The organism is Lactobacillus gasseri ATCC 33323 = JCM 1131, assembly GCF_000014425.1.
GTDB lineage: Bacteria > Bacillota > Bacilli > Lactobacillales > Lactobacillaceae > Lactobacillus > Lactobacillus gasseri.
Window position 1 is genome coordinate 1,728,381 of the sequence record NC_008530.1, and the last position, 20,284, is coordinate 1,748,664.

23 protein-coding genes are annotated in these 20,284 nt (G+C 34.2%); 3 read left to right on the forward strand and 20 right to left on the reverse strand.

Features of this window, described 5'->3' with window-relative positions:
- Positions 1–20: 20 nt before the first annotated feature.
- The 4 genes from LGAS_RS08555 to rsmG are packed head-to-tail and all read right to left on the reverse strand — an operon-like array spanning position 21 to position 3,297.
- Positions 21–902 (reverse strand): ParB/RepB/Spo0J family partition protein, encoded by an 882-nt coding sequence (locus LGAS_RS08555; protein WP_003649944.1) that lies wholly within the window; start codon positions 900–902, stop codon positions 21–23.
- A complete protein-coding gene (locus LGAS_RS08560; protein WP_003646657.1) occupies positions 886–1,659 on the reverse strand; it encodes a ParA family protein in 774 nt (257 codons plus the stop codon). The genes LGAS_RS08555 and LGAS_RS08560 overlap by 17 nt, the downstream gene beginning before the upstream one ends.
- Before the next feature lie 14 nt (positions 1,660–1,673).
- Positions 1,674–2,555, reverse strand: a complete 882-nt coding sequence (gene noc, locus LGAS_RS08565; RefSeq protein WP_003646656.1) for a nucleoid occlusion protein — start codon at positions 2,553–2,555, stop codon at positions 1,674–1,676.
- A gap of 22 nt (positions 2,556–2,577) precedes the next feature.
- On the reverse strand, positions 2,578–3,297 hold the full coding sequence (rsmG, locus tag LGAS_RS08570; protein ID WP_003656176.1) for a 16S rRNA (guanine(527)-N(7))-methyltransferase RsmG: 720 nt from the start codon (positions 3,295–3,297) through the stop codon (positions 2,578–2,580).
- A 198-nt stretch (positions 3,298–3,495) separates the two neighbouring features.
- Between rsmG and LGAS_RS08575 the strand changes: the two genes are divergently transcribed.
- Complete coding sequence (locus LGAS_RS08575) at positions 3,496–4,032, forward strand: CvpA family protein (protein ID WP_003646655.1); 537 nt, start codon at positions 3,496–3,498, stop codon at positions 4,030–4,032.
- Positions 4,033–4,072: 40 nt separating this feature from the next.
- Here LGAS_RS08575 and LGAS_RS08580 read toward each other — a convergent pair whose 3' ends face one another.
- The 7 genes from LGAS_RS08580 to LGAS_RS08610 all read right to left on the reverse strand — a co-directional run bounded on the left by LGAS_RS08580 (position 4,073) and on the right by LGAS_RS08610 (position 9,233).
- Positions 4,073–4,999, reverse strand: a complete 927-nt coding sequence (locus LGAS_RS08580) for an FAD:protein FMN transferase (RefSeq protein WP_003646654.1) — start codon at positions 4,997–4,999, stop codon at positions 4,073–4,075.
- A complete protein-coding gene (locus LGAS_RS08585) occupies positions 4,996–5,799 on the reverse strand; it encodes a tyrosine-protein phosphatase (RefSeq protein WP_003656177.1) in 804 nt (267 codons plus the stop codon). The genes LGAS_RS08580 and LGAS_RS08585 overlap by 4 nt, the downstream gene beginning before the upstream one ends.
- A 10-nt stretch (positions 5,800–5,809) precedes the next feature.
- Positions 5,810–6,850: a MupG family TIM beta-alpha barrel fold protein gene (locus tag LGAS_RS08590; protein ID WP_003656178.1), complete on the reverse strand. Its 1,041-nt coding sequence runs from the start codon at positions 6,848–6,850 to the stop codon at positions 5,810–5,812.
- A gap of 129 nt (positions 6,851–6,979) precedes the next feature.
- The gene (nfr2, locus tag LGAS_RS08595) at positions 6,980–7,534 is read right to left on the reverse strand and encodes an NADH-dependent flavin reductase subunit 2 (protein WP_003656179.1); all 555 of its coding nucleotides are present in this window, start codon (positions 7,532–7,534) and stop codon (positions 6,980–6,982) included.
- A gap of 11 nt (positions 7,535–7,545) precedes the next feature.
- Positions 7,546–8,088 carry an NADPH-dependent FMN reductase gene (locus tag LGAS_RS08600; protein WP_003646652.1) on the reverse strand — a complete coding sequence of 181 codons (543 nt, stop codon included), beginning with the start codon at positions 8,086–8,088 and terminating at the stop codon, positions 7,546–7,548.
- 135 nt (positions 8,089–8,223) lie between these two features.
- Positions 8,224–8,847: a TetR/AcrR family transcriptional regulator gene (locus LGAS_RS08605; RefSeq protein WP_011678983.1), complete on the reverse strand. Its 624-nt coding sequence runs from the start codon at positions 8,845–8,847 to the stop codon at positions 8,224–8,226.
- Positions 8,848–8,990: 143 nt separating this feature from the next.
- Positions 8,991–9,233, reverse strand: a complete 243-nt coding sequence (locus tag LGAS_RS08610; protein ID WP_011678984.1) for a hypothetical protein — start codon at positions 9,231–9,233, stop codon at positions 8,991–8,993.
- An 82-nt stretch (positions 9,234–9,315) separates the two neighbouring features.
- On the opposite strand from LGAS_RS08610, the gene LGAS_RS08615 reads away from it, so the two are divergent.
- Positions 9,316–10,728 (forward strand): C69 family dipeptidase, encoded by a 1,413-nt coding sequence (locus LGAS_RS08615; RefSeq protein WP_003656977.1) that lies wholly within the window; start codon positions 9,316–9,318, stop codon positions 10,726–10,728.
- Positions 10,729–10,778: 50 nt separating this feature from the next.
- Here the strand turns inward: LGAS_RS08615 and LGAS_RS08620 are convergent, their stop codons facing one another.
- The 8 genes from LGAS_RS08620 to LGAS_RS08655 all read right to left on the reverse strand — a co-directional run bounded on the left by LGAS_RS08620 (position 10,779) and on the right by LGAS_RS08655 (position 18,768).
- On the reverse strand, positions 10,779–12,257 hold the full coding sequence (locus tag LGAS_RS08620) for a glycoside hydrolase family 1 protein (protein WP_011678986.1): 1,479 nt from the start codon (positions 12,255–12,257) through the stop codon (positions 10,779–10,781).
- Positions 12,258–12,268: 11 nt separating this feature from the next.
- On the reverse strand, positions 12,269–14,143 hold the full coding sequence (locus LGAS_RS08625) for a PTS beta-glucoside transporter subunit IIBCA (protein ID WP_003655327.1): 1,875 nt from the start codon (positions 14,141–14,143) through the stop codon (positions 12,269–12,271).
- The gene (locus tag LGAS_RS08630; protein ID WP_003655330.1) at positions 14,140–14,988 is read right to left on the reverse strand and encodes a PRD domain-containing protein; all 849 of its coding nucleotides are present in this window, start codon (positions 14,986–14,988) and stop codon (positions 14,140–14,142) included. Before LGAS_RS08630 ends, LGAS_RS08625 begins: the two co-directional genes overlap by 4 nt.
- Before the next feature lie 148 nt (positions 14,989–15,136).
- Positions 15,137–15,814 carry an ABC transporter ATP-binding protein gene (locus tag LGAS_RS08635; protein ID WP_003655331.1) on the reverse strand — a complete coding sequence of 226 codons (678 nt, stop codon included), beginning with the start codon at positions 15,812–15,814 and terminating at the stop codon, positions 15,137–15,139.
- Positions 15,815–15,831: 17 nt separating this feature from the next.
- A complete protein-coding gene (locus tag LGAS_RS08640; protein ID WP_003646648.1) occupies positions 15,832–16,884 on the reverse strand; it encodes an ABC transporter permease in 1,053 nt (350 codons plus the stop codon).
- Between the two features lie 6 nt (positions 16,885–16,890).
- Positions 16,891–17,412, reverse strand: a complete 522-nt coding sequence (locus tag LGAS_RS08645) for a TetR/AcrR family transcriptional regulator (RefSeq protein ID WP_003646647.1) — start codon at positions 17,410–17,412, stop codon at positions 16,891–16,893.
- A 120-nt stretch (positions 17,413–17,532) separates the two neighbouring features.
- Positions 17,533–18,132 (reverse strand): histidine phosphatase family protein, encoded by a 600-nt coding sequence (locus tag LGAS_RS08650; protein WP_003646646.1) that lies wholly within the window; start codon positions 18,130–18,132, stop codon positions 17,533–17,535.
- A gap of 9 nt (positions 18,133–18,141) precedes the next feature.
- Entirely contained in the window at positions 18,142–18,768 is a 627-nt protein-coding gene (locus LGAS_RS08655; RefSeq protein ID WP_003655335.1) for a histidine phosphatase family protein, read from the reverse strand.
- A 120-nt stretch (positions 18,769–18,888) separates the two neighbouring features.
- Between LGAS_RS08655 and LGAS_RS08660 the strand changes: the two genes are divergently transcribed.
- On the forward strand, positions 18,889–19,638 hold the full coding sequence (locus LGAS_RS08660) for an alpha/beta hydrolase (protein ID WP_025012242.1): 750 nt from the start codon (positions 18,889–18,891) through the stop codon (positions 19,636–19,638).
- A 40-nt stretch (positions 19,639–19,678) separates the two neighbouring features.
- On the opposite strand, the gene LGAS_RS08665 is transcribed toward LGAS_RS08660, so the two are convergent.
- Positions 19,679–20,281 (reverse strand): DUF975 family protein, encoded by a 603-nt coding sequence (locus tag LGAS_RS08665; protein WP_003646645.1) that lies wholly within the window; start codon positions 20,279–20,281, stop codon positions 19,679–19,681.
- Positions 20,282–20,284: the final 3 nt, after the last annotated feature.

Genomic DNA, 20,284 nt, shown 5'->3' on the forward strand with positions numbered 1-20,284 from the left:
GAAAAATCACTCCTAATTAATTATTTATCTAAATTTATCCCTAGTAAATCTAAAATTCGATTTAATTCATCAGTTGAAGCAAAATCAATCGCTAAATGACCATTTCCCTTTTTGCTTTCTGTGATGTTTACGCTAGTTCCAAATTTATCAGTTAATTGAGATTCGCTAGCTCTGATAAAGGCGGACTTTTTAATAGCCTTCTTCTTAGGCTTCTTTTCTTTTTCATTTAACTTAGCTACTAATGATTCCAATTGACGAACAGTAATTCCGTTCTTAACTACTTTTTTAGCTAAATCATCAATTCCATCTTTATCTTTTAAACCAAGCAATGTTCTTGCTTGACCCATGGATAATTCTCCTCTTTGAAGAAGACGCTTAGTCTTTTGTGGCAAGGTAAGCAAGCGAAGATAGTTAGCAATATAAGGGCGAGATTTTCCCAATCTTTTAGAAACTTCAGCCTGCGTCAAGCCTAGATTTTTTTGCAGCATTTCATATGCTTGTGCTTCTTCTAGTGGCGTCAAATCTTCACGCTGCAAGTTTTCTAGAACTGCGACTTCCATCATTTGCGCTTCATCAAATTTACGAATGATAGCTGGAATTGTTTCTTTTTTAGCTAACTTAGAAGCACGAAAACGACGTTCCCCGGCAATGATTTCATAACCATTAACGGATTTACGAATAATTATTGGCTGAAAAACACCATTTTCCTTAATTGATTCAGACAGTTCTTTTAGGCTCTTGTTATCAAAGGTTTTTCTTGGTTGGTAAGGATTAGGCCTAATTTCATCTAAAGGAATTTCTGTAATTTCTTCAGTTTCTTGCACTTGCGGGCTTTCATCAAATAAGGCTTCTAACCCGCGCCCTAGCCCACGCTTTTTTGGTTCTTTAGAGTTTCTTACCATGAGCTTTCAACACCTCTTTTGCTAAGGAATCATACACTTGCGAACCCCGAGATTTTGGAGCATATTCTGTAATTGGCTTACCATAACTTGGTGCTTCAGCCAATTTGGTAATTCTCGGAATAATTGTCTTATACACTTTTTTATTAAAGTAAGATTGAACTTCCTTAACAACTTCAGCGCCCAAATTCGTTCTTGCATCTAACATAGTTAACAGAACTCCTTCTACGCCCAAGTTTTTATTAAAGTGCTTTTGAACTAAACGAATCGTATTTAGTAATTGACTTAACCCTTCCATTGCATAATATTCGCTTTGTACTGGGATTAAGATAGAATCTGAAGCAGTGAAGGCATTAATTGAAAGCTGACCTAAAGACGGTGGACAATCAATTAAGATAAAGTCATACTCATGACTAACTTCATCAATTCCTTGTTTCAATCTAGTTTCACGTGCCATCATCGATGTTAATTCCATCTCAGCACCAGCTAATTGAATTGTAGCAGGAACTGCATCTAGATTTTTAATTTCAGTATGATGAATTGTCTCAGATAGGGGAATTTCATCAATTAAAACATTATAGATATCCTTATCTACAGTTGATTTTTCAATACCTAAACCAGACGTTGCATTTCCTTGAGGATCAATATCAACAATTAAAACTTTATAACCATGATTTGCAATACTGGCACCTAAATTAATTGTCGTCGTTGTTTTACCAACGCCGCCTTTTTGATTAGCAACCGAAATAATTTGAACCATATTTACCCCTTTGCTTACTTTTTAAGCAATTCAATAGTAATTTTATAGGAATCTCCCTTTTTATCTTCTTTATACTTTACGGTCATTCCCGAATCTTTTGCCATTTTAATTGCTTTTTTAATGGTGTTAATTTGTACTTTAAAGTCATTAGCTGTTCGAACTTGAACTTTTTTCTTAGGCTTTTTTTCTTTTTCAGGTTTATTCTCTTCAAGCTCTTCTTCTTTGGCCTGCTTCTGCGCTTCAAAGTAGCCATCGAGGTCTTTTACCATCTCTTCAGTTTCTTTTACAGTCAGACCATTTTTAATAATTTCGCTAACAGCCGTATCTTGGTCTTCTTCATTCAAAGCTAAAAGCGCACGACCATGACGTTGAGAAATCTTCTTATCAATTAAAAAGCCTTGTACCTTAGGAGTTAATTTAAGCAATCTAATCTTATTAGCAATGTATGATTGGGTCTTTCCCATCTGATCTGCTAATTCAGTTTGAGTTAAGTTATTAACTTTCATCAATTGAACATAAGCTTGTGCTTCATCAATTGGATTAAGGTTCTCACGTTGTAAGTTTTCAACTAATGCCAAAGAAGCGGCTTTTTCATCATCCATATTCTCAACAATAGCTGGAATTTTAGCCCACTTCAGTGATTGAGCTGCACGAAAGCGTCGCTCACCTGCAATAATTTCGTATTCACCCTCAGGACCATCAGCTGGCTTACGTAAAATAATAGGTTGAAGTAGTCCTTGCTCTTTCAAAGTAGTAGCTAATTCTTCAATTGATTCATCGCTAAAAGTATGGCGTGGCTGATAGCGGTTAGGCATAATTTTATCTAGTTCAATTTCTTGAACTTGCTTACTTTCAGGAATCTTTTTTTGACGATTGCCAAATAATGAAAATGCCATAATCTAAATCCTCCAATTAAATTTAAAGTGGTTTTTTATTCGGTGTGCCAGCCTGACGTGGATACTTCTTTGGCGTAGCTTTTACCTTTTTAACAACAATCAAGGTACGTTCATCATCTGTATCGGGAAGCGTTAATTCTTTTACTTCTTCAACTCTTCCGCCCAATACTTCAATTGCATTTTTGGCTTCAACCAACTCATCCTGTGCTTTAGGTCCCTTAAGGGCAACCAAATATCCATCAACCTTAGCTAAAGGTATACAATACTCGCTCAAAACACTCATTCTTGCCACTGCACGTCCAGTAACCAAATCAAACTTTTCTCGTAAATTTTTGTTTTGTCCAGCATCCTCTGCACGACTATGAACTAAAGTAACTTTATCTAAACTTAAATCATTTATGAGTTCATCTAAAAACTTTAATCGTTTACCTAAAGAATCAACAATCGTAATGCTTAAGTCTGGACACAAAATTTTAATTGGTAAAGAAGGAAATCCTGCTCCAGCACCCACATCACATAAACTCTTCTCACCTTTAAATAAGTCTGAAAACTCTAAAAGAGGCGTAATACTATCAAAGAAATGTTTTAAGTAAACCTCGTTTTTATCAGTAATTCTAGTAAGATTGACCTTTTTATTAAATTCAATTAATTTGTTATAGTATGTCGCAAACTGTTCTTTTTGCTTATTGCTAAGCTTAAAGCCGTGATTTGCGAGTTCTTCTGCAAAAATTTCTGGATTCATTTCTCACCCGTGAAACCTAGTTTCACACTCCTAATTTACCGCAATTAAAGTCGGTTAACAATACTATCATCATCATAAACTAACGTATTTAATTATGTAGTATTTTTTAAGAATCGTCAAAAAACAACTAAGTCTGAAAAAATATGTATTTAAATCAATATCTATAGGCTATAATGATTAGCAAAAGGGGTTAAATTCATGATTATTACGCTTATTGTGATTCTTTATCTCGGCTACCAAACCTACAAAGGATACCAGCTGGGATTTGCTCAACGTGTTATTAATATGATTTTTGGGGCAATTGTCTTTGCTGCTGCAATTTTAGGTCAAAACAGTTTAGGAAATTGGTTCTACCAACAATTTTCAGGTAATCTAGTTCCAACGACCGGTAATGTTAGTCTTGAATTAATTGGTTATCGATTCTTAGCTTTCTTCGTAATTTGGTTCATCGGAAAGATGATTCTAAAAATATTCAAGGGCTGGCTTCCTAAGCGAGATCGCACTAATAAGGGGCTTAGTAATTTGTTAGACAATGTCCTAGGAGCAATTGTTTCTTTCATTGCGGCTTACTTCTTAGTTTACGTTGCCTTATCCATGTGCCAAGCTTTTCAAAATCCTTGGTTTATCCAACAAACAGTCGACTCACCAATTTTACGAGTAATTATTTATAATACTCCAGGTTTATCTAATGGGGTCTTTAAGACAATCTTTGGTATTAGTCGAACCGTAGGTTAATATTTCACTAAAAAAAGATTCGGAAATTTCCGAATCTTTTTTATACGCCAATTCTTTCAATTGAATCGTCATCGTACACAAATATTGCACCATAGCGACCGGCCTTATCATTTTTCCATCCTGGAATCGATCCACCAGCAAAAAATAGTCGTTTACATTCAATCTCTGCTTGAACTGAATCCCGAGTAAATAGGGTAACGCCCGCTACATGAGTCTGAACTGGATACCCAGTCTTAGGATCAATAATGTGATGGTATTTCTTGCCATTAATTTCTAAAAAGCGTTCATATGTCCCACTAGTTACAGCTGAGCATTCGTGAACTGTGGCAGTGGTAAGGTTATCTCCACGTTTCTTTTTCGGATCTTGAACACCTAAAATCCATTCGCCACTTGCTCTTTTTGGAGAACTATTTACAAATAAAACATTGCCGCCTAAATTGATAATCCCAGCTCGCACATCATATGCACGCCAAAGATCTCTAATTCTATCTGCAATATAACCTTTAGCAATGCCTCCTAAATCAAGTTCCATTCCTTTTTTAGTTAGGAAAACAGTTTGGTTAGCATCGTCTAAAACAACATCATCAGGATTAGTTAAACTCATCTTCGCTTTGATTTGTGCATCAGTGGGGACATGTGCTCCTTTAAAGCCAATATGCCAGAGTTTTACAACTGGTCCAATAAGTGCATTGAAACCGAAGTTTTGCTTACTTTCATAAACTGCTAGCTTAATTAGATTATATGTGCTTGCTGAAACTTGAACAGGATGAAGACCTGCAGCATGATTAACATCCATCACTTCAGAATGATCACGATTTACAGTTAAGCGATCCTCATATCCCGCAATTAAATCAAAGCTCTGATTTAAGATTTTTTCGTTTTGATCGCCATAGATCTGTAAAGTAATAACCGTGCCTAAGCCACGACCAACTTTTGAAATTGGAGTTGAAGCATAATTCTCTATCATTTTGATGCCCTCTTTGGCTCTAAATACAACTCTCTTAAGCTTTGAATCAACTCATCATCAATCTTCAAAATATTTTTAATATAGTTATCAAGGCCGTTATACTTTTCATCAATTAATAAAAGAGCTGTATCCAAATATTCATTTGCGACACTTGCTAAGCTTCTAACATTGGCACGTAAAACTACACCGCCGCCTTCGTCAACTATCTTTTGATTCATCATAGCCTGATATTTGCCAAGCATTAGGTTTGAAAATAAATAGTCTTGTCTGATAGTTTCCATATCAACGCCTAAAAGATACAAAATTAAAACTGTAGCTAGCCCCGTACGATCTTTTCCTTCAGAACAATGAAAAATAATCGCACCATCTTTAGTATTAGCGAAGATATTCAGTAGATTTCTAAATGCTTTTTGCGAGTATTCTTGACTAACAGAAGAATAATACTGATGACACATCGTTTTAAAGCCAGCATATTGATCTTTAGTATATGTTTTCTTCAATTGTGCTATCTTTTGATCTGTTTCTGCACTCTGATTGCCATGAATTGGATTATCAATATGCTCTATTCCTGCCGGTATAACATCAGGAGTAATTTGAATTTCCTTAGGTGAACGCAAATCAATAATTTTAGTTAAGCCATAATTAAGTAAAAAAGTTTCATCTTCCTTGGTCATTTGACATAATTTACCAGTTCTAAGAAGACGGTGCATTTTAATTTTACGGCCATCAAAACCTACATAGCCTCCTAAATCACGTGCATTAGGCACATGCTCTAGTGGTAAAACGTTTGGCCTAATCATTTTGTAATCCCTACTTTTCTAATTTTTTAAAAACAACTTTTTGCTCTGGCTCAATATGCGAAAGCAAACTACACTCACTAGCACAAACCTTACCAACTATTCTTACTTCTTTATCAGCTGGCAAGTTACGCTTAGTAATATGAACTTCATCACTGTTTAAGCCATTACTATTAATACTAATCGTTCCAGCAGGACGGTCTAACGGCAATTCTTGAGCTTCAAGTTCGGGTAATTTTCCTTCACAATGTAGTCTAACGATATCTTGAGCAAGATACAAATAATTGTGCCAGTGATTTTCTTCAAGCAATGAACTTTCTTCATCTACTACGTGAAGCGTAATTGCATGTTCTTTAGTGTAACGCGCAAAAGACTTAATCGTTTCGCTAGTTAGACGATCGCCCACAATAACATTACTGCAAGCTAAGTCTTTCAAGTTAAGAGCCGCAGCTAATGGGTAAACACCTCGTTGAGATTCAAGTGTAGTTTCTCCAGCAAAAAATGGACCTCTCTTAACGCCATCTCCTGAAATAAAAGCCGCAGTTTCTAAATTACATTTACGTAGCCATTGATTTTTCTTCTTAAACCAACTTTCATCCATTCCAGTTTCTGCTTGAGAATAGAAATCAAATAAAGCCCTAATATGATCAAAGTTAGCTGCTTCTTCTTTCAAATGAGTAATATCTTCTGGCTGTAAATAAATTGCATTTAAAGATACCCACATAGATTTAGATAATTTAGATACAAACCGCATCAATACTTGATCATTAATTCTTAAGCCTGTAACGTTAAGTGTCTTTAATTTTTCTACATCGGCTAAATCATAGCCTAAATAATGTAAATCATCTTGCGACACATCAGCCATGACCTTTAATTCTAGATCCTTGCACCAGCTAGTTAACTGATTTAATCTCTTTAAAATTGTTTCTGCTTCATCATTTAACCCAGTCAACGAAGTAAATACCTCGTTAAAACCAGCGTTTCTCATTCCCAGCAAATAATTATGGTCATCTGCTGTTAAATCTTTATCCAAGTAAACTGAAAAACCGAGCATCTCAATCTCTCTTTTCTAAGCTTTGTGAAAATGCTTTCTTTCATTAAAATGATAAACTTTAATGACAAAAAAAGCTAGATAGAAAATATCTATCTAGTTCTTTTTGACAATGCAAAAATAAGACTTTACTTATTTTTTAGCTTGTTCAACAAATTTGACAAAGTTGTTGAATGCCAAATCAATCGCATGGATTGTTTCTTGGTCTAATAAATCTCCAGTATTTTTATCAAACTTATCTGCAGCATGACCAATTAAAATTTCATTTCCTGGCAAAACATTGGCACCTTGATCAGGTGAAAGTAAAATTTCACGCATTTCTTCTTGTGCTCTTGAAGCTCCTTGAATACCGTAAGATGCACCCAAAACCATAGCTGGCTTCATTTTCATCACGTCTGCATTTCCTTGAGCATGACTACCAGTCCATTCCATTGCACTCTTTAATGAAGATGGAATTCCGTGGTCATATTCTGGTGTAGCAAAAATCACACCATCGGCTTCACGAATTTTATTTTTAAATTCTTCAACCTTGCTATCTGGTTGTGCTTCTTTTTTGAACCGAGGTAGATCAGCAATCTCATATACTTCAATTTCAGCTTGATCTTGATAGCGTTTAGCCATAAATTGTTCCAAAAATCTGTTATATGAAAAATCTGCATTCGTACCAACAATTGCTAATAATTTCATGTTCTACCTCCCTACTTGCAGTTACCTACTTCAGAATAGAAAACGTCGAATTCATCAAAGAAATGATCTAAAAACTTAACAGTTCCATCTGGTAAATCGCCATTTTCATCAAATTGTTCTGGAGCAGTTCCCATCATAAATTCATCTCCATTAAACACTTTAGCGCTAAAGCCTGGAGAAGAAAGTACCATCTTTAAATGACTTTGTCCCCGAGCAGAACCTTGTGGTAAAACTGAAGTTCCTACAATAACCACTGGTTTATCCTTAAAAGAATGCTCAGCTGATGAAAGCCATTCTAAAGCACTCTTCAAAGATGAAGGAACTGAGTGTTGTTGCTCTGGCGTAGAGATTAAGACTGCATCAGCTTCAGTTACTTTCTTAGCAAAACTAGCCACTTCAGCAGGTTCTTCAACTCCCTCTTTAAACATTGGGAGATCTCTAACTTCTCCTAATTCAATGTCATATCTGCCAGTAAAATGCTTTTTAATAAATTTTAGCAAATCTCGATTATAAGAATGATCTGCGTTGCTACCCACAATTGCAAAGAGCTTCATTTCTACGTCACCTTTCTCTTAACTGTCTTTCCCTTAAATTATACGTTTTAATTTTACAATTTTGAAAGCTATATTTTAATTTTAACAAAAAAACACCACTTTCACTTGAAAGCGGTGTTTAATTAATTTATAAAATTAGCCTAGACGTTCTTCAAGAGAAGCATCAGTGTCTGCAGCAAATAATGGATTTTCTTCTACATTAGTAAGACGGTCATTTAGCATAGCATCATGAATTTGTGCCTTCAAAACACTAATCATTTGAGCTTGCGTAAAGTTTGCCATCTTGTTAATGAGTAAAGTTGCTAATCCAGTAGCAGCAATCCAGTTGGCAACAATAATATGCTTGAGTCTTTCATCAGAATATTGTTCTGCATCAAATTGTTGCTTGAATTTTTCAATTCCAAGTCCCATCAAAGTATCAACAATCATTTGGTTGCCACACTTACCATCTACAAACATTGCTCTAAATAAATCAACATGTTCTTTAGCAAAGTATAAGTATGAAAGATCTAAATCGATCAATGGTTCACCTGTAAAGTTCTGTTGAAGAGTGTTAGACTTCAATTCATCAGAAATTCTTGCTAGAACTTGATTACGTAAATCCTGCATATTTTCAAATTCAAGATAAATTGGTTGGGTTGAGCAGTTAACTGCCTTAGCAATGTTTCTTGCAGTTAAACTTTCAATTCCACCACGAACTGCTAATTTATAAGCAGCATCGAGAATTCTTTGCTTGTCTATTTCCTTTTTTCTAGCCACTTTAATTACCTCACTTAATTATATTATCAACATCAACACATAGAGATCATCTAAAAATAACAAAGATTGCCTAACATCTGTTATTTTCTCCGTGACTATATTATAACAAAAAAATGAAAATGTGGAGAATTTTATCTCAATTTCTATAATCTTTTGAATAAACTTGAATCATCATCCCCAGTAAATTGATCATAATGGGAATTGACCATTTCAATAACTTGTTGTTTATCTAGGCCTTCATTCGCAGCAAATGCAAAAAATGCGGCTGAGAGAATATATCCTTTTTCACGATTATCAACTAAATTGTCAGAAAATTCCATATTAATGGTATTATCTTTGTAATCAGTTGTAAGAATAATTTTTTTATCTTCTGGTAATTCTGCCATTTTAATACCCTCACTTATTTTTAAGTTTTATACGTTATACAATATAGATTATATTATATCATCAATAGAAAGTGTGAAACCTATGATATCTCCTGTTGGACGTTCTTCTTGTACATCGATTTTAATTGGTAAAAAAGCCACTGTCGATGGCAGCGTAATTATTGGCCGTAATGAAGATGCTAAAACTGCTTGGCCAAAGCATCTTGCATTTAACCAACATCAAATAAAGAAAAATAACATTTTTAAATCAAAAGATAATAAATTTCAAATAACACTACCTAACGAACGTTTTTCTTATTCTTCTACCCCTGAATGGATAGATAAATATGGTGTATTCGAAGAAGATGGTATCAATGAATATCACGTTGCAATGAGTGCTACAGAAAGTGCTTATGCTAATGATCGTGTCATGGCTGTTGATCCTTTTGATGAAGAAAAAGGGATCTTAGAAGAAGCTATGATAACAGTTGTTCTGCCATTCATTAAATCCGCTCGAGAAGGTGTTGAACGTTTAGGTAAAATTGTTCAAGAGCATGGCGCAGCTGAAGCAGATGGAATTTTATTTGCAGATAGAGATGAAGCCTGGTATATGGAGATTGGTTCTGGTCATCATTATGTTGCTCAGCGTATTCCCGATGATTCTTATGCCGTAGTAGCTAATCAATTAGCAATTCAAGTAATTGATTTTAGTGATAAAAAGAATTTCATTACCTCTCCTGGCATTCAAGATTTCGTTTATCAAAATAATCTCTGGCCAAAGAATAAACCATTTAATTTTAGATTAATATTTGGTACACATGATGATTCTGATTTAACTTACAATACGCCACGTGTTTGGAGTGGGCAAAAACTCTTGACTCCATCAGTAAGCCAGGATCCAGAAAGTTTTGATCTACCATTTATTAGAAAACCTGATCATCCTATATCAATTCAAGAAGCGCAACGTGTTTTGAGTGATCACTTCAATGGTACAAAATATGATTTAACTAATTCTAAAAATGAAGGACAACCAGCTTACCGACCAATTGCTGTTGCTACCACTCAAGAATCTCATTTGTTGCAGCTCAGAGATGAAGATATGGTTCATTGGCTTGCAATGGGAATTGCTGCTCAAAGTGTTTACATTCCCTTCTATCCTCAAGGCACTCAAGTACCTACGATGTTTAAATACGGAAAAGAAGAATTTACTACTAATTCCGCCTATTGGGTCTTTAAAATGGCTAGCGTCTTAGTTGATCGGAATTGGAGTAAATATGCAACTAATTTAGTTAATACTCAAAAAGCAACTAATCTAGCTTTGAATAAATTACGAGTTGATTACGACAAAAAATTAGCTCAAGAAAAAGATAATGCTAAAAAAATTGATCTAGTCAATGAAGCAAACAAAAAACTAGCTGATGTTGCTATTAAGAACTATCAAAAACTAATTGCAAAACTTATCACTGCTCAAACGGCAGATTCTCCATTGAGATTTAAGATTGATCCTAATTTGTAATACGTTCATAAAAAAATACGCAGACACTTTATTGGTGTCTGCGTATTTTTTTATTTATCTAAATAATCTTTAGGAATTTTATCTCCAAAAGATAGCAACTTTTGATACCAAAAGTAGGAGTCCTTTAAGTAACGTCGATAGCTTCCATTTCCTAAATCATCCAAATCAACATAAATCAAGCCATATCGCTTGGACATTTGGGTAGTTGATGCTGAAATCATATCCGTCATTCCCCACATACAATATCCCATCAACTCTATCCCATCATTTTCTAAAGAAATTAGCATTTGCCTAATATGCTTACGCAAATAATCAATTCGATAATCATCATGAACTTTTCCACTTTCAGTCAAACTATCTTTTGCGCCTAATCCATTTTCTACAATAAATAAAGGTTTTTGATAGCGGTCATATAAATTAATTAATATGATTCTTAATCCCACTGGATCAATCTGCCAACCCCAATCACTAGTCGGTAAATATTTATTATAAACTCCCTCAGTTCTATTTGCTTTCGTAATTTTTAAGCCAATAGTATCAAAAGCAGTACAAATAGAAGAGTAATAGGAAAATGCCACAAAGTCTGCCGTATTATCTCTAATTACTTTTAGTTCTTTTTCCGTTATCTTCACATTAAGTTTTTTGAGTTTTGATAATAAATTTAACGGATAGTTACCACGAATTTGAATATCGCTAAAATTATAACTTTCTCGCATTACTTGTACACTTTTTAGGCTATTTCGAGGATCGCTATTGTAAGGATAAACCATCGTGCTAGTAATCATCGAGCCAACCACTAGATCAGTATAGTTCTCATGAATATATTTTGTAATTAACGCAGCTGCAACGAATTGATTATGCATTGCTTGGTATATAACTTTTTCAAAGTTTTTATTTGGAAATCTATCTTTAACTAACCCCGCTGAAGAAAACGGATGACGCAAAATACTATCAATTTCGTTAATAGGAATCCAATATTTCACTTTTTTATGAAAATGATCTACAACAATTTTCGCAAATCTCATAAAATAATCTCTGACTTTTGGATCATACCAAGCATCATAATTTAAAACTAAATTTAATGGCATTTCATAATGTGACAGCGTAATAATTGGCTCAATATTATATTTATGTAGCTCATCAAATAAATTGTCATAAAATTTTAGACCTTTTTCATTAGGTTCAGGATCATCACCATTTGGAAAAATTCTACTCCATGCAATTGAAGTTCTAAAGGTATTAATTCCAGTAGCAGCAAGTTTTTTTATATCTTCAGGGTATGTATGATAAAAATTGACCCCGTGTCTCTTTCCCCAACCATCGCTTTTCTTGTCTTTAATAGCTTTTTGAATCTCAGAGCTGGTTATATCATTTGCAACTTTATAACCTGCCTTAGCTTTTTTAGGATCATAACGTTCACAATCAGCAATTGAAAGTCCTTTGCCATCTTCATTCCAAGCACCCTCTACTTGATTAGCTGCTGTCGCAACGCCCCACCTAAAGTCTTGAGGGACATGATAATATTTCATACTATTTTCTCCTAAGCTAATACAATGACATTGCTACTCGTTGTAACATCTTTTTTCTCATCCTTTTTATTTACAACTGGCAATACTTCTAAGAAATCTTTACTATTCAACACAATCATCATAACTGTTGGATCATAGCCGGCTTTTTTAATTTTATCAATATCAAAATCAACTAATTCTTGTCCAGCTTTTACATGGTCCCCCTTTTTTACTAATTGTTTAAATCCATCACCATTCATTTGAACAGTATCAATACCAATATGAATTAAAACATCTGCATCATTGTCTAAATGTAATCCAATTGCATGCCCAGTATCAAAAGTAGCTGTAACTACCCCATCATCAGGTGCGTATATTTTACCTTCACTAGGAACAATTGCAATTCCTTTACCCATTACTCCACTAGCAAAAGTTTCGTCATTAACCTCACTAAGTGGTTCAACAGTTCCCTTTACAGGGCTCTTTAAATCATGCTTTTCATGAGTTTGTTCAAATTCTTCTTTTTGCTTATTTTTTTCTGACTTTTCGTCCACAGGATCATCAAATCCGATTACCCAAGTAGCTATAAATGTAGCTACACTAGCAACAATAATTACAATAATAGCTTGAATGACAAAATTTTCAGTTTTAGAAACCCACATTGGCAAACTTAAAAATGCAGGAGTTACGTAAATAAAGGCTTTAATCTTCATAAAACTTGCAACAACACCAGCAATTGCACCACCAATCATTGCACCATACATAGGTTTCTTTAATGGTAAGTTAACACCAAACAATGCTGGTTCTGTAATTCCGCCTAAATAAGCAGTAGCACTTGATGACAATGCTAAACTCTTTAATTCTTTGTTCTTACTCTTCATACCGACAGCCAATGAAGCAGCTGCTTGAGACATATTTGAACATAATGCGACTACACGAATAATTGGATCGAATCCTTGAGTAGCTACTAATTGAATACTAATTGGACTTAAAGCTTTGTGAATACCAATTGAAACAAGCCATGGATATGCAGCTGCTAAGATCGGAATAGCCACAATACCCGCATTGTGGAATAGCCACATAGAAATAAATCCAATTCCTTCTGAAATCATGTTAGAAATTGGCCCAATTACTAGGAAGATTAGTGGAGCCGTAATTAACATTGTTAACATTGGCACCATAAAAATCTTAACCATGTTAGGAGTATATTTCTTAACATACTTGTAAATGTAAGACATAATCCAAACAGAAATAATCGCAGTAATTAAAGTAGAAGAGTACTTGATCAACTGTACCGGCATCCCTAAGAACTCCACTGGCTTTTTAGCTGCAACCATTGCTGTCCAAATTGGGTGCTCAGTTACTAAGCCCATAAAAGCGCCCAAATACTGATCAGTATTGAATACTTTAGCGGCAGAAAATCCAATAAAGGCTGGCATAAAGAAATATCCAGTATCAAAAATTAAATTCAAAATTTGATAGGTCTGACTTTTATCTGACAGTAGGCCACTAATTGTTAAAATCAGAAGTAAAACTTTACCCATACCAGCACCAGCAAGTAATGGAATAGCTGGCGCAATGGATCCTGTAATAACACTGATTACAGTATCGAAAATATTTTTCTTTTCTTTAGGCGTAGACTTATAATTATCGTCATTTTCAATATTAATCATTTTAACCAAATCGTTGTAAACATCTTCTACGGTGCTTCCAATAACTAATTGATATTGTCCAGCCTTTTTTACAACTTGCAGAACGCCCGGAATTCTTGCAGCGGCTGCATCATCTGCTTTACTTTCGTCTTTCAAAACAAATCGTAATCTTGTTGCACAGTGGACAACTGATTGAATATTATCTTCTCCACCAACAGCGGCTATGATTTGTTTGTTCATCTTTTCATAACTCATTTTTCTTCTCCGTGTACGATCTTGTTAATATGTATAGCTAAATACATAATTTCTTCATTGTTTAACTCATAATTGTATTTTTCCGAAATATACTCTTTTATCTTCAAAGCACATTTATAAGCTTCAATATCACTATTTTTTATTACATTTAAAATTTCTCTACTTAAGTCTCCAAAGCTTGATTGATCTTTTTTATACATCATTGCCTTCCAGAAGAACTTCAAATGAACGGCAAAACGATTATAATTTAAGGATTGATAGTCAATATCAATATGAAAATAGTATCTAACAATCTTAGTAATTGACTTTATAAAATCAACAGATTTACTAAAGTCACTGATATCATTCCCAAGCTCTCCACTAATGATATGTACCGCAATAAAACCTGCTTCATCTTCTGGAAAATTCAAATCAAATTGCGCATCTAACAACTTTAAAGCCCATAAACCATATCTGTATTCTTTGGGATAGTAATTTTTAACTTCCCAAATAAATTTATTACTTAAATACAAACCCTTTTTCGCTCTTTCTACACTTGTAGCAAGGTGATCTGTCAAAGTAATATATACACTATCAGCTAATTCGATATTCTCTTCATGTTTCAACCTATCCACAATTTTTTGTGAAATTTGAAAGAAAATAGGATCTGTCTCATGAATTGTCTCTAGCAATAACTTTCTTTGACTATCAGACAATGGCGTAAAAATTTTATATATCTTCTGCTTATCAAACTCATCCCCAACTTTTTTACCATAAGCAATACCTTTACCAAGAGCTATAATTTCTTCATGATCTTGGTTTTCACTAATCACAGCGCTATTGTTTAAAATTCTAGTTATCTTCATCTTGCCTCCTTTAAAGCAACAAAAAAGCCCACTTAGCCCTTTATCAACAGGGTTAAGTGGGTTTTGTGCAAAAAGTTGCTACAATCTCACTACATTCACTTTTCACATATTATGTTACCGCTTTCTTGTATATAGTTCAAGATGAATTTTATCCTTTTTTCAAACTCAAATGTCCATCTAACATTTCATAGATTTTATCAGAATACTTATTAAGCCTTAAGTCATGAGTAACTAAGATAATTGCTTTTTCTTTTTGCTTAGCTAAAGACTTAAATAGTTTACCTACCTCTTCAACTTTTTCACTATCTAAGGAAGCAGTTGGCTCATCTGCCAAAATAATTGCTGGATCCGCATATAAAGCTCTTGCGATTGCAACTCTCTGCTGCTGGCCACCAGATAATTCTTTAGGATATTTATTTATTAACTGCATAATTCCTAATTCATTTAATAAATTATCTAATCCTTCTTGGCTCATATTGCCACTCTTTTTAACTTTATCTACTAAAACGAACTGCTCTTTAACAGTCAAATATGGCACTAAATTATAAGCCTGAAGTACAAAGCCAATTTTATCCAATCTTAACGCATCGGCTTGCTTAGGTGAATAATTAGTAACATTTTTTCCACCAATGAAAACTTCACCATCACTGGGTTTTTGAAGGGCTCCCGCAATAGTTAAGAAAGTACTTTTACCAGCTCCAGAAGGTCCTTCAATTAAGACAACTTCTCCTTTTTGAGCTTCAAAGTCAACATCTTTAAGGGCATCAACTTTGGCACTTCCTTGGCCATATGATTTACTTACATTTTTTAATTCAATTACTGACATATAGAACTTTTCCTTCCTTAAACAGCCTTTGAAGGGTCAACTTTAAGAATTGATTTAATTGGAATCAAACCACCGATTATTCCCATTAAAATCATCCCAGCAAAAGTCGAGATCATAATCCATGGTGCAAAATTAATTGGCACAGTAGCAGGCATCACGCTAACTGTAATAAGCATCAAAATATATGCTAAAACCGTACCTAAAATTACCAAAATAAGCGATTGACTTAACGTTGCGCCAATTAAAGTCTTACTTGGAATCCCTTGTGCTCTTAAAACTGCGTAATTCGGCATCTTTTGCATTGTTAAAATGTATAAAAATACCGCAATAATAATTAATGAAATTACGAATAAGAAACCAATCATTAATTCAAAAGTTGAATTTTGAGCAGTATAGCCAGGCAACTTATTAATAAAGGTTTGCTTATCATAAGATTTAACATTTTTAGCTTTGAAATCTAAGTTCTTTTTAGAAATAATTCCAGAAGCTTCAATATTTGGGGCCATTGGGCGTAATTTTCTCCAAGTTGCCATCGTACCATAAGCAATTGGAGCAATATTGATTTTGGCATTCTTTAAGAAACCAACAATTTTATACTTTTGATCACTCCCATTTAATGTAACTTTATCACCCAAGCGATAACCACGATCCCAAAGAATTTGATCAACAGCTATTTCGTCATTATGCTTAGCTTTTCGACCAGAAACAATGTCTAGATCTTTATATATGTATTCGTCTTTCTTTAAACCGATAAATTGTGCAGAAATTGTCTGATGTTTCTTTTCTTTAATCACAATAGGTACTAAGCCAATGAAACTATCATTATTAGTCTTTTTAAAATCTTTCAAGTCTGCCTTAGTAAGAAGCGACTGACTCAAACTTACATTAGCATTATCATTCAACACAACCGATTGTGTTTGCCAACTATTGACGGCCTGCGTATTTTGCGAAGCTAAGCCAACTGCTAGCGATGAAAGCATAAAAATTAAATATGAAATCAAAAAAATCATTAAAGTAATTAAGCCATAACGCAATTTTTCGTATTTTATTTCTTTTAGAGCTAAAAACATTTTTGCCTACTTTCTTTGCAACAAACATAAACTTTCATGGTAACGTTTAAGGATCTTAGCTTTATTCTTTTTATCAAACAAGGCTAGATCGATTGCTTCATGAGTTAAAACCATCGCAGCCCAAACTTGAGAGTTTAAATTTAGAAAAGCATCTTTTTGCTTCTCATCTTCTCCGATAAAAGCCTGGTTTTGACTAAGATGCAGTTTAATCAGATCAAAATAAATACTATTTTCTGTCTGATTAATAAAATCAACAGTCATCTTATAAAAAAATTCTGGATCAAATTCTTTTAGCCTTGTTGGAGGTCCCATATGGACCTCTTTCATTGCTAAACTATAAAGATAACCATACGCATCTTTTAAGTCTCCAAAATATTTATAAAATGCTCCCCTAGCAATACCTGCATCCTTTACAATTCGCGCAACTTGAGCCTTAGCCAAGGGATAAGTACTAAATTCTTTCAAGAGTGCCTTTGCAATTTTTTCTTTCTTTTCATCCGATAGATTTCTAAATGTTTCGCTAACCATATCATTCCCTCTTGTGACACCGTGTCATCTTTAATGCAGCTTAAGTTTATTCCTAAAGTGACACTGTGTCAATATTTATGGATAAAAAATCTCATGCCCTCTTTCTGCATGAGATCTTAATTATGCTAAAACTCGATTATAGTAGACCAAAGTACCAAATTCTTGATTAATATCTAATTCTGCTAGTCCACAATTTTGCATTTGATCAAAGTGCTTAATATCGCCATTAGTTAAAAAATGGGCGCAAATCATTCTACTTACCACGCCATGACAGACGACTAAAACTGTGTCATTTGCATGTTTTTGATACAAATCATCAAAGAACGATGCAATTCTTCGTCTAAAATCTTCTCGTTTTTCAACATTTGAAGCATACTTATAAATATTATCGGTAATTAGACCTTTTTTATTAAAAGCATCTGGATACTTCTTCCGATATTCAAAAGAAGATTTTCCATCCCAAGAACCATAATTTAATTCTTCAATTCGCTTATCGGTTTTGATTGGCGTTTTATCACCTACAAAAATTCTCGCAGTTTCTTGTGCTCTTTTTAAAGGGCTAGCATAGACTGCATCAAATTGACTAGGATCAAAATTTCGAGCTGCTTTTTCTGCATAAGCACGGCCTTCTTTACTCAGATCAGGATCAACGCTTGATCCCTGAATCATTCCTTGCTTGTTTAATTCAGTAGTTCCGTGACGTAAAATTACTACTCTCATAAAATTTTATTACCTCTTAGTTCCGTAATATAAAGGCTCCGTCCGATTAAATGTCATCAACCGTGGTCGCTCAACATCATCTTTTTCAAAATGAAGTTCAGTAAAACTAACATTTCTGACCGTCATTACATCTTCAATTTTTAGTTTAAACCATCTAGCTATTAAACTCCTAATTACAAATCCGTGACAGACAACCATAATCGTTTTGTCATTAGAATTTGGTTGAATTTCAGCTAAAAAATCTTCAACTCGATCAGCCACTTGCTCAAAAGTTTCGCCATCTTTAGCATATTTTGTATATTTGCTATTAATAGTCCCTAAATCATCGAATGCGTCGGGATATTTCACCTTCAATCCTTCCGCATGTTGACCTTCCCATGAACCAAAATCCATTTCTTTAAGACGGTCATCAGTAATAATATCTTTTTGAAAATCAGTTAAAATTTGCGCCGTTCTTTTAGCACGAATTAAGGGACTAGCATAGACTTGATCAATTTTATTATTATCAATTATTTTACTTATTTCTTCTACTTGCTTAACACCAGCTTGGCTTAAGTTAGGGTTACTAGTACCGCCGGAGATTACATCTGAAGTATTGTGCTCACTAATTCCATGTCTTACTAATAACAAATCCATATCATCACAATCCTTTATTTACTATCCAAGAAAATATTATACTAAAAATTCATTAAGCTACTAAATTATCTCACATGTCAGACTATAATGAAGTTAAAGAAAAAGAAAGTAGGCATTTATATGGCAACAATTACAATTGAGCGCGATGGCTTAAACTTGGTTGGAACTCGTGAAGAACCTTTTGGTGAAATTTATGATATGGCAATTATTTTTCACGGTTTCACTGCTAACCGTAATACACCTCTTCTAAAAGAAATTGCTGATGAACTACGTGATGAAAATATTGCTAGTGTTCGTTTTGACTTTAACGGTCATGGTGATTCTGATGGAAAATTCGAAAACATGACTGTTCTAAATGAAATCGAAGATGCTAATGCGATTTTAAATTACGTTAAAACTGATCCACATGTACGTAATATTTATTTGGTAGGACATTCTCAAGGCGGTGTTGTTGCTTCAATGCTTGCTGGGCTCTATCCAGATATTATTAAAAAAGTAGTTCTTCTAGCTCCAGCTGCCACCTTAAAAACTGATGCTCTCAACGGGAGTACGCAAGGGGTTAAATACAATCCAGACCATATTCCGGACCGCTTGCCATTTAAGGATCTAACATTAGGCGGTTTTTACTTACGTATTGCACAACAATTACCTATTTACGAAGTATCAGTTCACTTTACTAGACCTGTCTGCTTGATACATGGTGCAAATGACACAGTTGTCTCCCCCGATGCCTCAAAAAAATACGATCAAGTTTATGAAAATAGTACTCTTCACTTAGTTGAAGGTGCGGACCACAGCTTTACTGATACTTACCAAAAAACTGCAGCTGATCTAACAGCAGAATTTTTACAAGATAATAATACTTTTTAATTATAAGCAAAAAGAGAAATCGACAACGATTTCTCTTTTTTTATGCTTCAATAGTCTTTTTGAACTGATCACCAGCTAATTGACGGTAGTAATTTGCTTTAGTTGCTTGATAATAAGGTGTAAGCCAGAGCCAGCCTAAGCCCAACGGAATAGTAGCTAAAATTGCCCAGCCAATAAAACTTAAATCTAATAAGAATAACTCGACTTTATGACCATCCATTAACTTACGACTTTTGTTAATTGCTTCAGTTGGCGCAATATCTTTGCCAGCTTCAGCCAGATCCTTAACAATGTAAGGTGCCATGGAATAAGAATATCCCTTAACAATTCCTGGGATAATTAGAAGAATTGTCCACAAGGAAATAAAAATATCAACGAGCAAAGATGTTAATAACGTTGGCAAAAACTTACGACTAGTAAATCCAGAGAACATAGCACTAAAAATATTTTCAATTTTTTTACCATCTGCCAAGGCTAAAAATGTATAAGTAACACCATATAAAACCATTCCGCCTAAGATTCCAATACTAAAAGAACTAGTCAAACTAGCCATAATTGCACCAACTAAACATAAACCGACCGCCCAGAGCCAATTACCACGTAATTGCTCTCTCGCATTTGCTTTTAATTCTGATCTTTTCATTTT

Bases quoted from the DNA above. Each gene is read 5' to 3' on its own strand.
- LGAS_RS08555 (WP_003649944.1), bottom strand. From the start codon at position 902: ATGGTAAGAAACTCTAAAGAACCAAAAAAGCGTGGGCTAGGGCGCGGG.
- LGAS_RS08560 (WP_003646657.1), bottom strand. From the start codon at position 1,659: ATGGTTCAAATTATTTCGGTTGCTAATCAAAAAGGCGGCGTTGGTAAA.
- noc (WP_003646656.1), bottom strand. From the start codon at position 2,555: ATGGCATTTTCATTATTTGGCAATCGTCAAAAAAAGATTCCTGAAAGT.
- rsmG (WP_003656176.1), bottom strand. From the start codon at position 3,297: ATGAATCCAGAAATTTTTGCAGAAGAACTCGCAAATCACGGCTTTAAG.
- LGAS_RS08575 (WP_003646655.1), top strand. From the start codon at position 3,496: ATGATTATTACGCTTATTGTGATTCTTTATCTCGGCTACCAAACCTAC.
- LGAS_RS08580 (WP_003646654.1), bottom strand. From the start codon at position 4,999: ATGATAGAGAATTATGCTTCAACTCCAATTTCAAAAGTTGGTCGTGGC.
- LGAS_RS08585 (WP_003656177.1), bottom strand. From the start codon at position 5,799: ATGATTAGGCCAAACGTTTTACCACTAGAGCATGTGCCTAATGCACGT.
- LGAS_RS08590 (WP_003656178.1), bottom strand. From the start codon at position 6,850: ATGCTCGGTTTTTCAGTTTACTTGGATAAAGATTTAACAGCAGATGAC.
- nfr2 (WP_003656179.1), bottom strand. From the start codon at position 7,534: ATGAAATTATTAGCAATTGTTGGTACGAATGCAGATTTTTCATATAAC.
- LGAS_RS08600 (WP_003646652.1), bottom strand. From the start codon at position 8,088: ATGAAGCTCTTTGCAATTGTGGGTAGCAACGCAGATCATTCTTATAAT.
- LGAS_RS08610 (WP_011678984.1), bottom strand. From the start codon at position 9,233: ATGGCAGAATTACCAGAAGATAAAAAAATTATTCTTACAACTGATTAC.
- LGAS_RS08615 (WP_003656977.1), top strand. From the start codon at position 9,316: ATGATATCTCCTGTTGGACGTTCTTCTTGTACATCGATTTTAATTGGT.
- LGAS_RS08620 (WP_011678986.1), bottom strand. From the start codon at position 12,257: ATGAAATATTATCATGTCCCTCAAGACTTTAGGTGGGGCGTTGCGACA.
- LGAS_RS08625 (WP_003655327.1), bottom strand. From the start codon at position 14,143: ATGAGTTATGAAAAGATGAACAAACAAATCATAGCCGCTGTTGGTGGA.
- LGAS_RS08630 (WP_003655330.1), bottom strand. From the start codon at position 14,988: ATGAAGATAACTAGAATTTTAAACAATAGCGCTGTGATTAGTGAAAAC.
- LGAS_RS08635 (WP_003655331.1), bottom strand. From the start codon at position 15,814: ATGTCAGTAATTGAATTAAAAAATGTAAGTAAATCATATGGCCAAGGA.
- LGAS_RS08640 (WP_003646648.1), bottom strand. From the start codon at position 16,884: ATGTTTTTAGCTCTAAAAGAAATAAAATACGAAAAATTGCGTTATGGC.
- LGAS_RS08645 (WP_003646647.1), bottom strand. From the start codon at position 17,412: ATGGTTAGCGAAACATTTAGAAATCTATCGGATGAAAAGAAAGAAAAA.
- LGAS_RS08650 (WP_003646646.1), bottom strand. From the start codon at position 18,132: ATGAGAGTAGTAATTTTACGTCACGGAACTACTGAATTAAACAAGCAA.
- LGAS_RS08655 (WP_003655335.1), bottom strand. From the start codon at position 18,768: ATGGATTTGTTATTAGTAAGACATGGAATTAGTGAGCACAATACTTCA.
- LGAS_RS08660 (WP_025012242.1), top strand. From the start codon at position 18,889: ATGGCAACAATTACAATTGAGCGCGATGGCTTAAACTTGGTTGGAACT.
- LGAS_RS08665 (WP_003646645.1), bottom strand. From the start codon at position 20,281: ATGAAAAGATCAGAATTAAAAGCAAATGCGAGAGAGCAATTACGTGGT.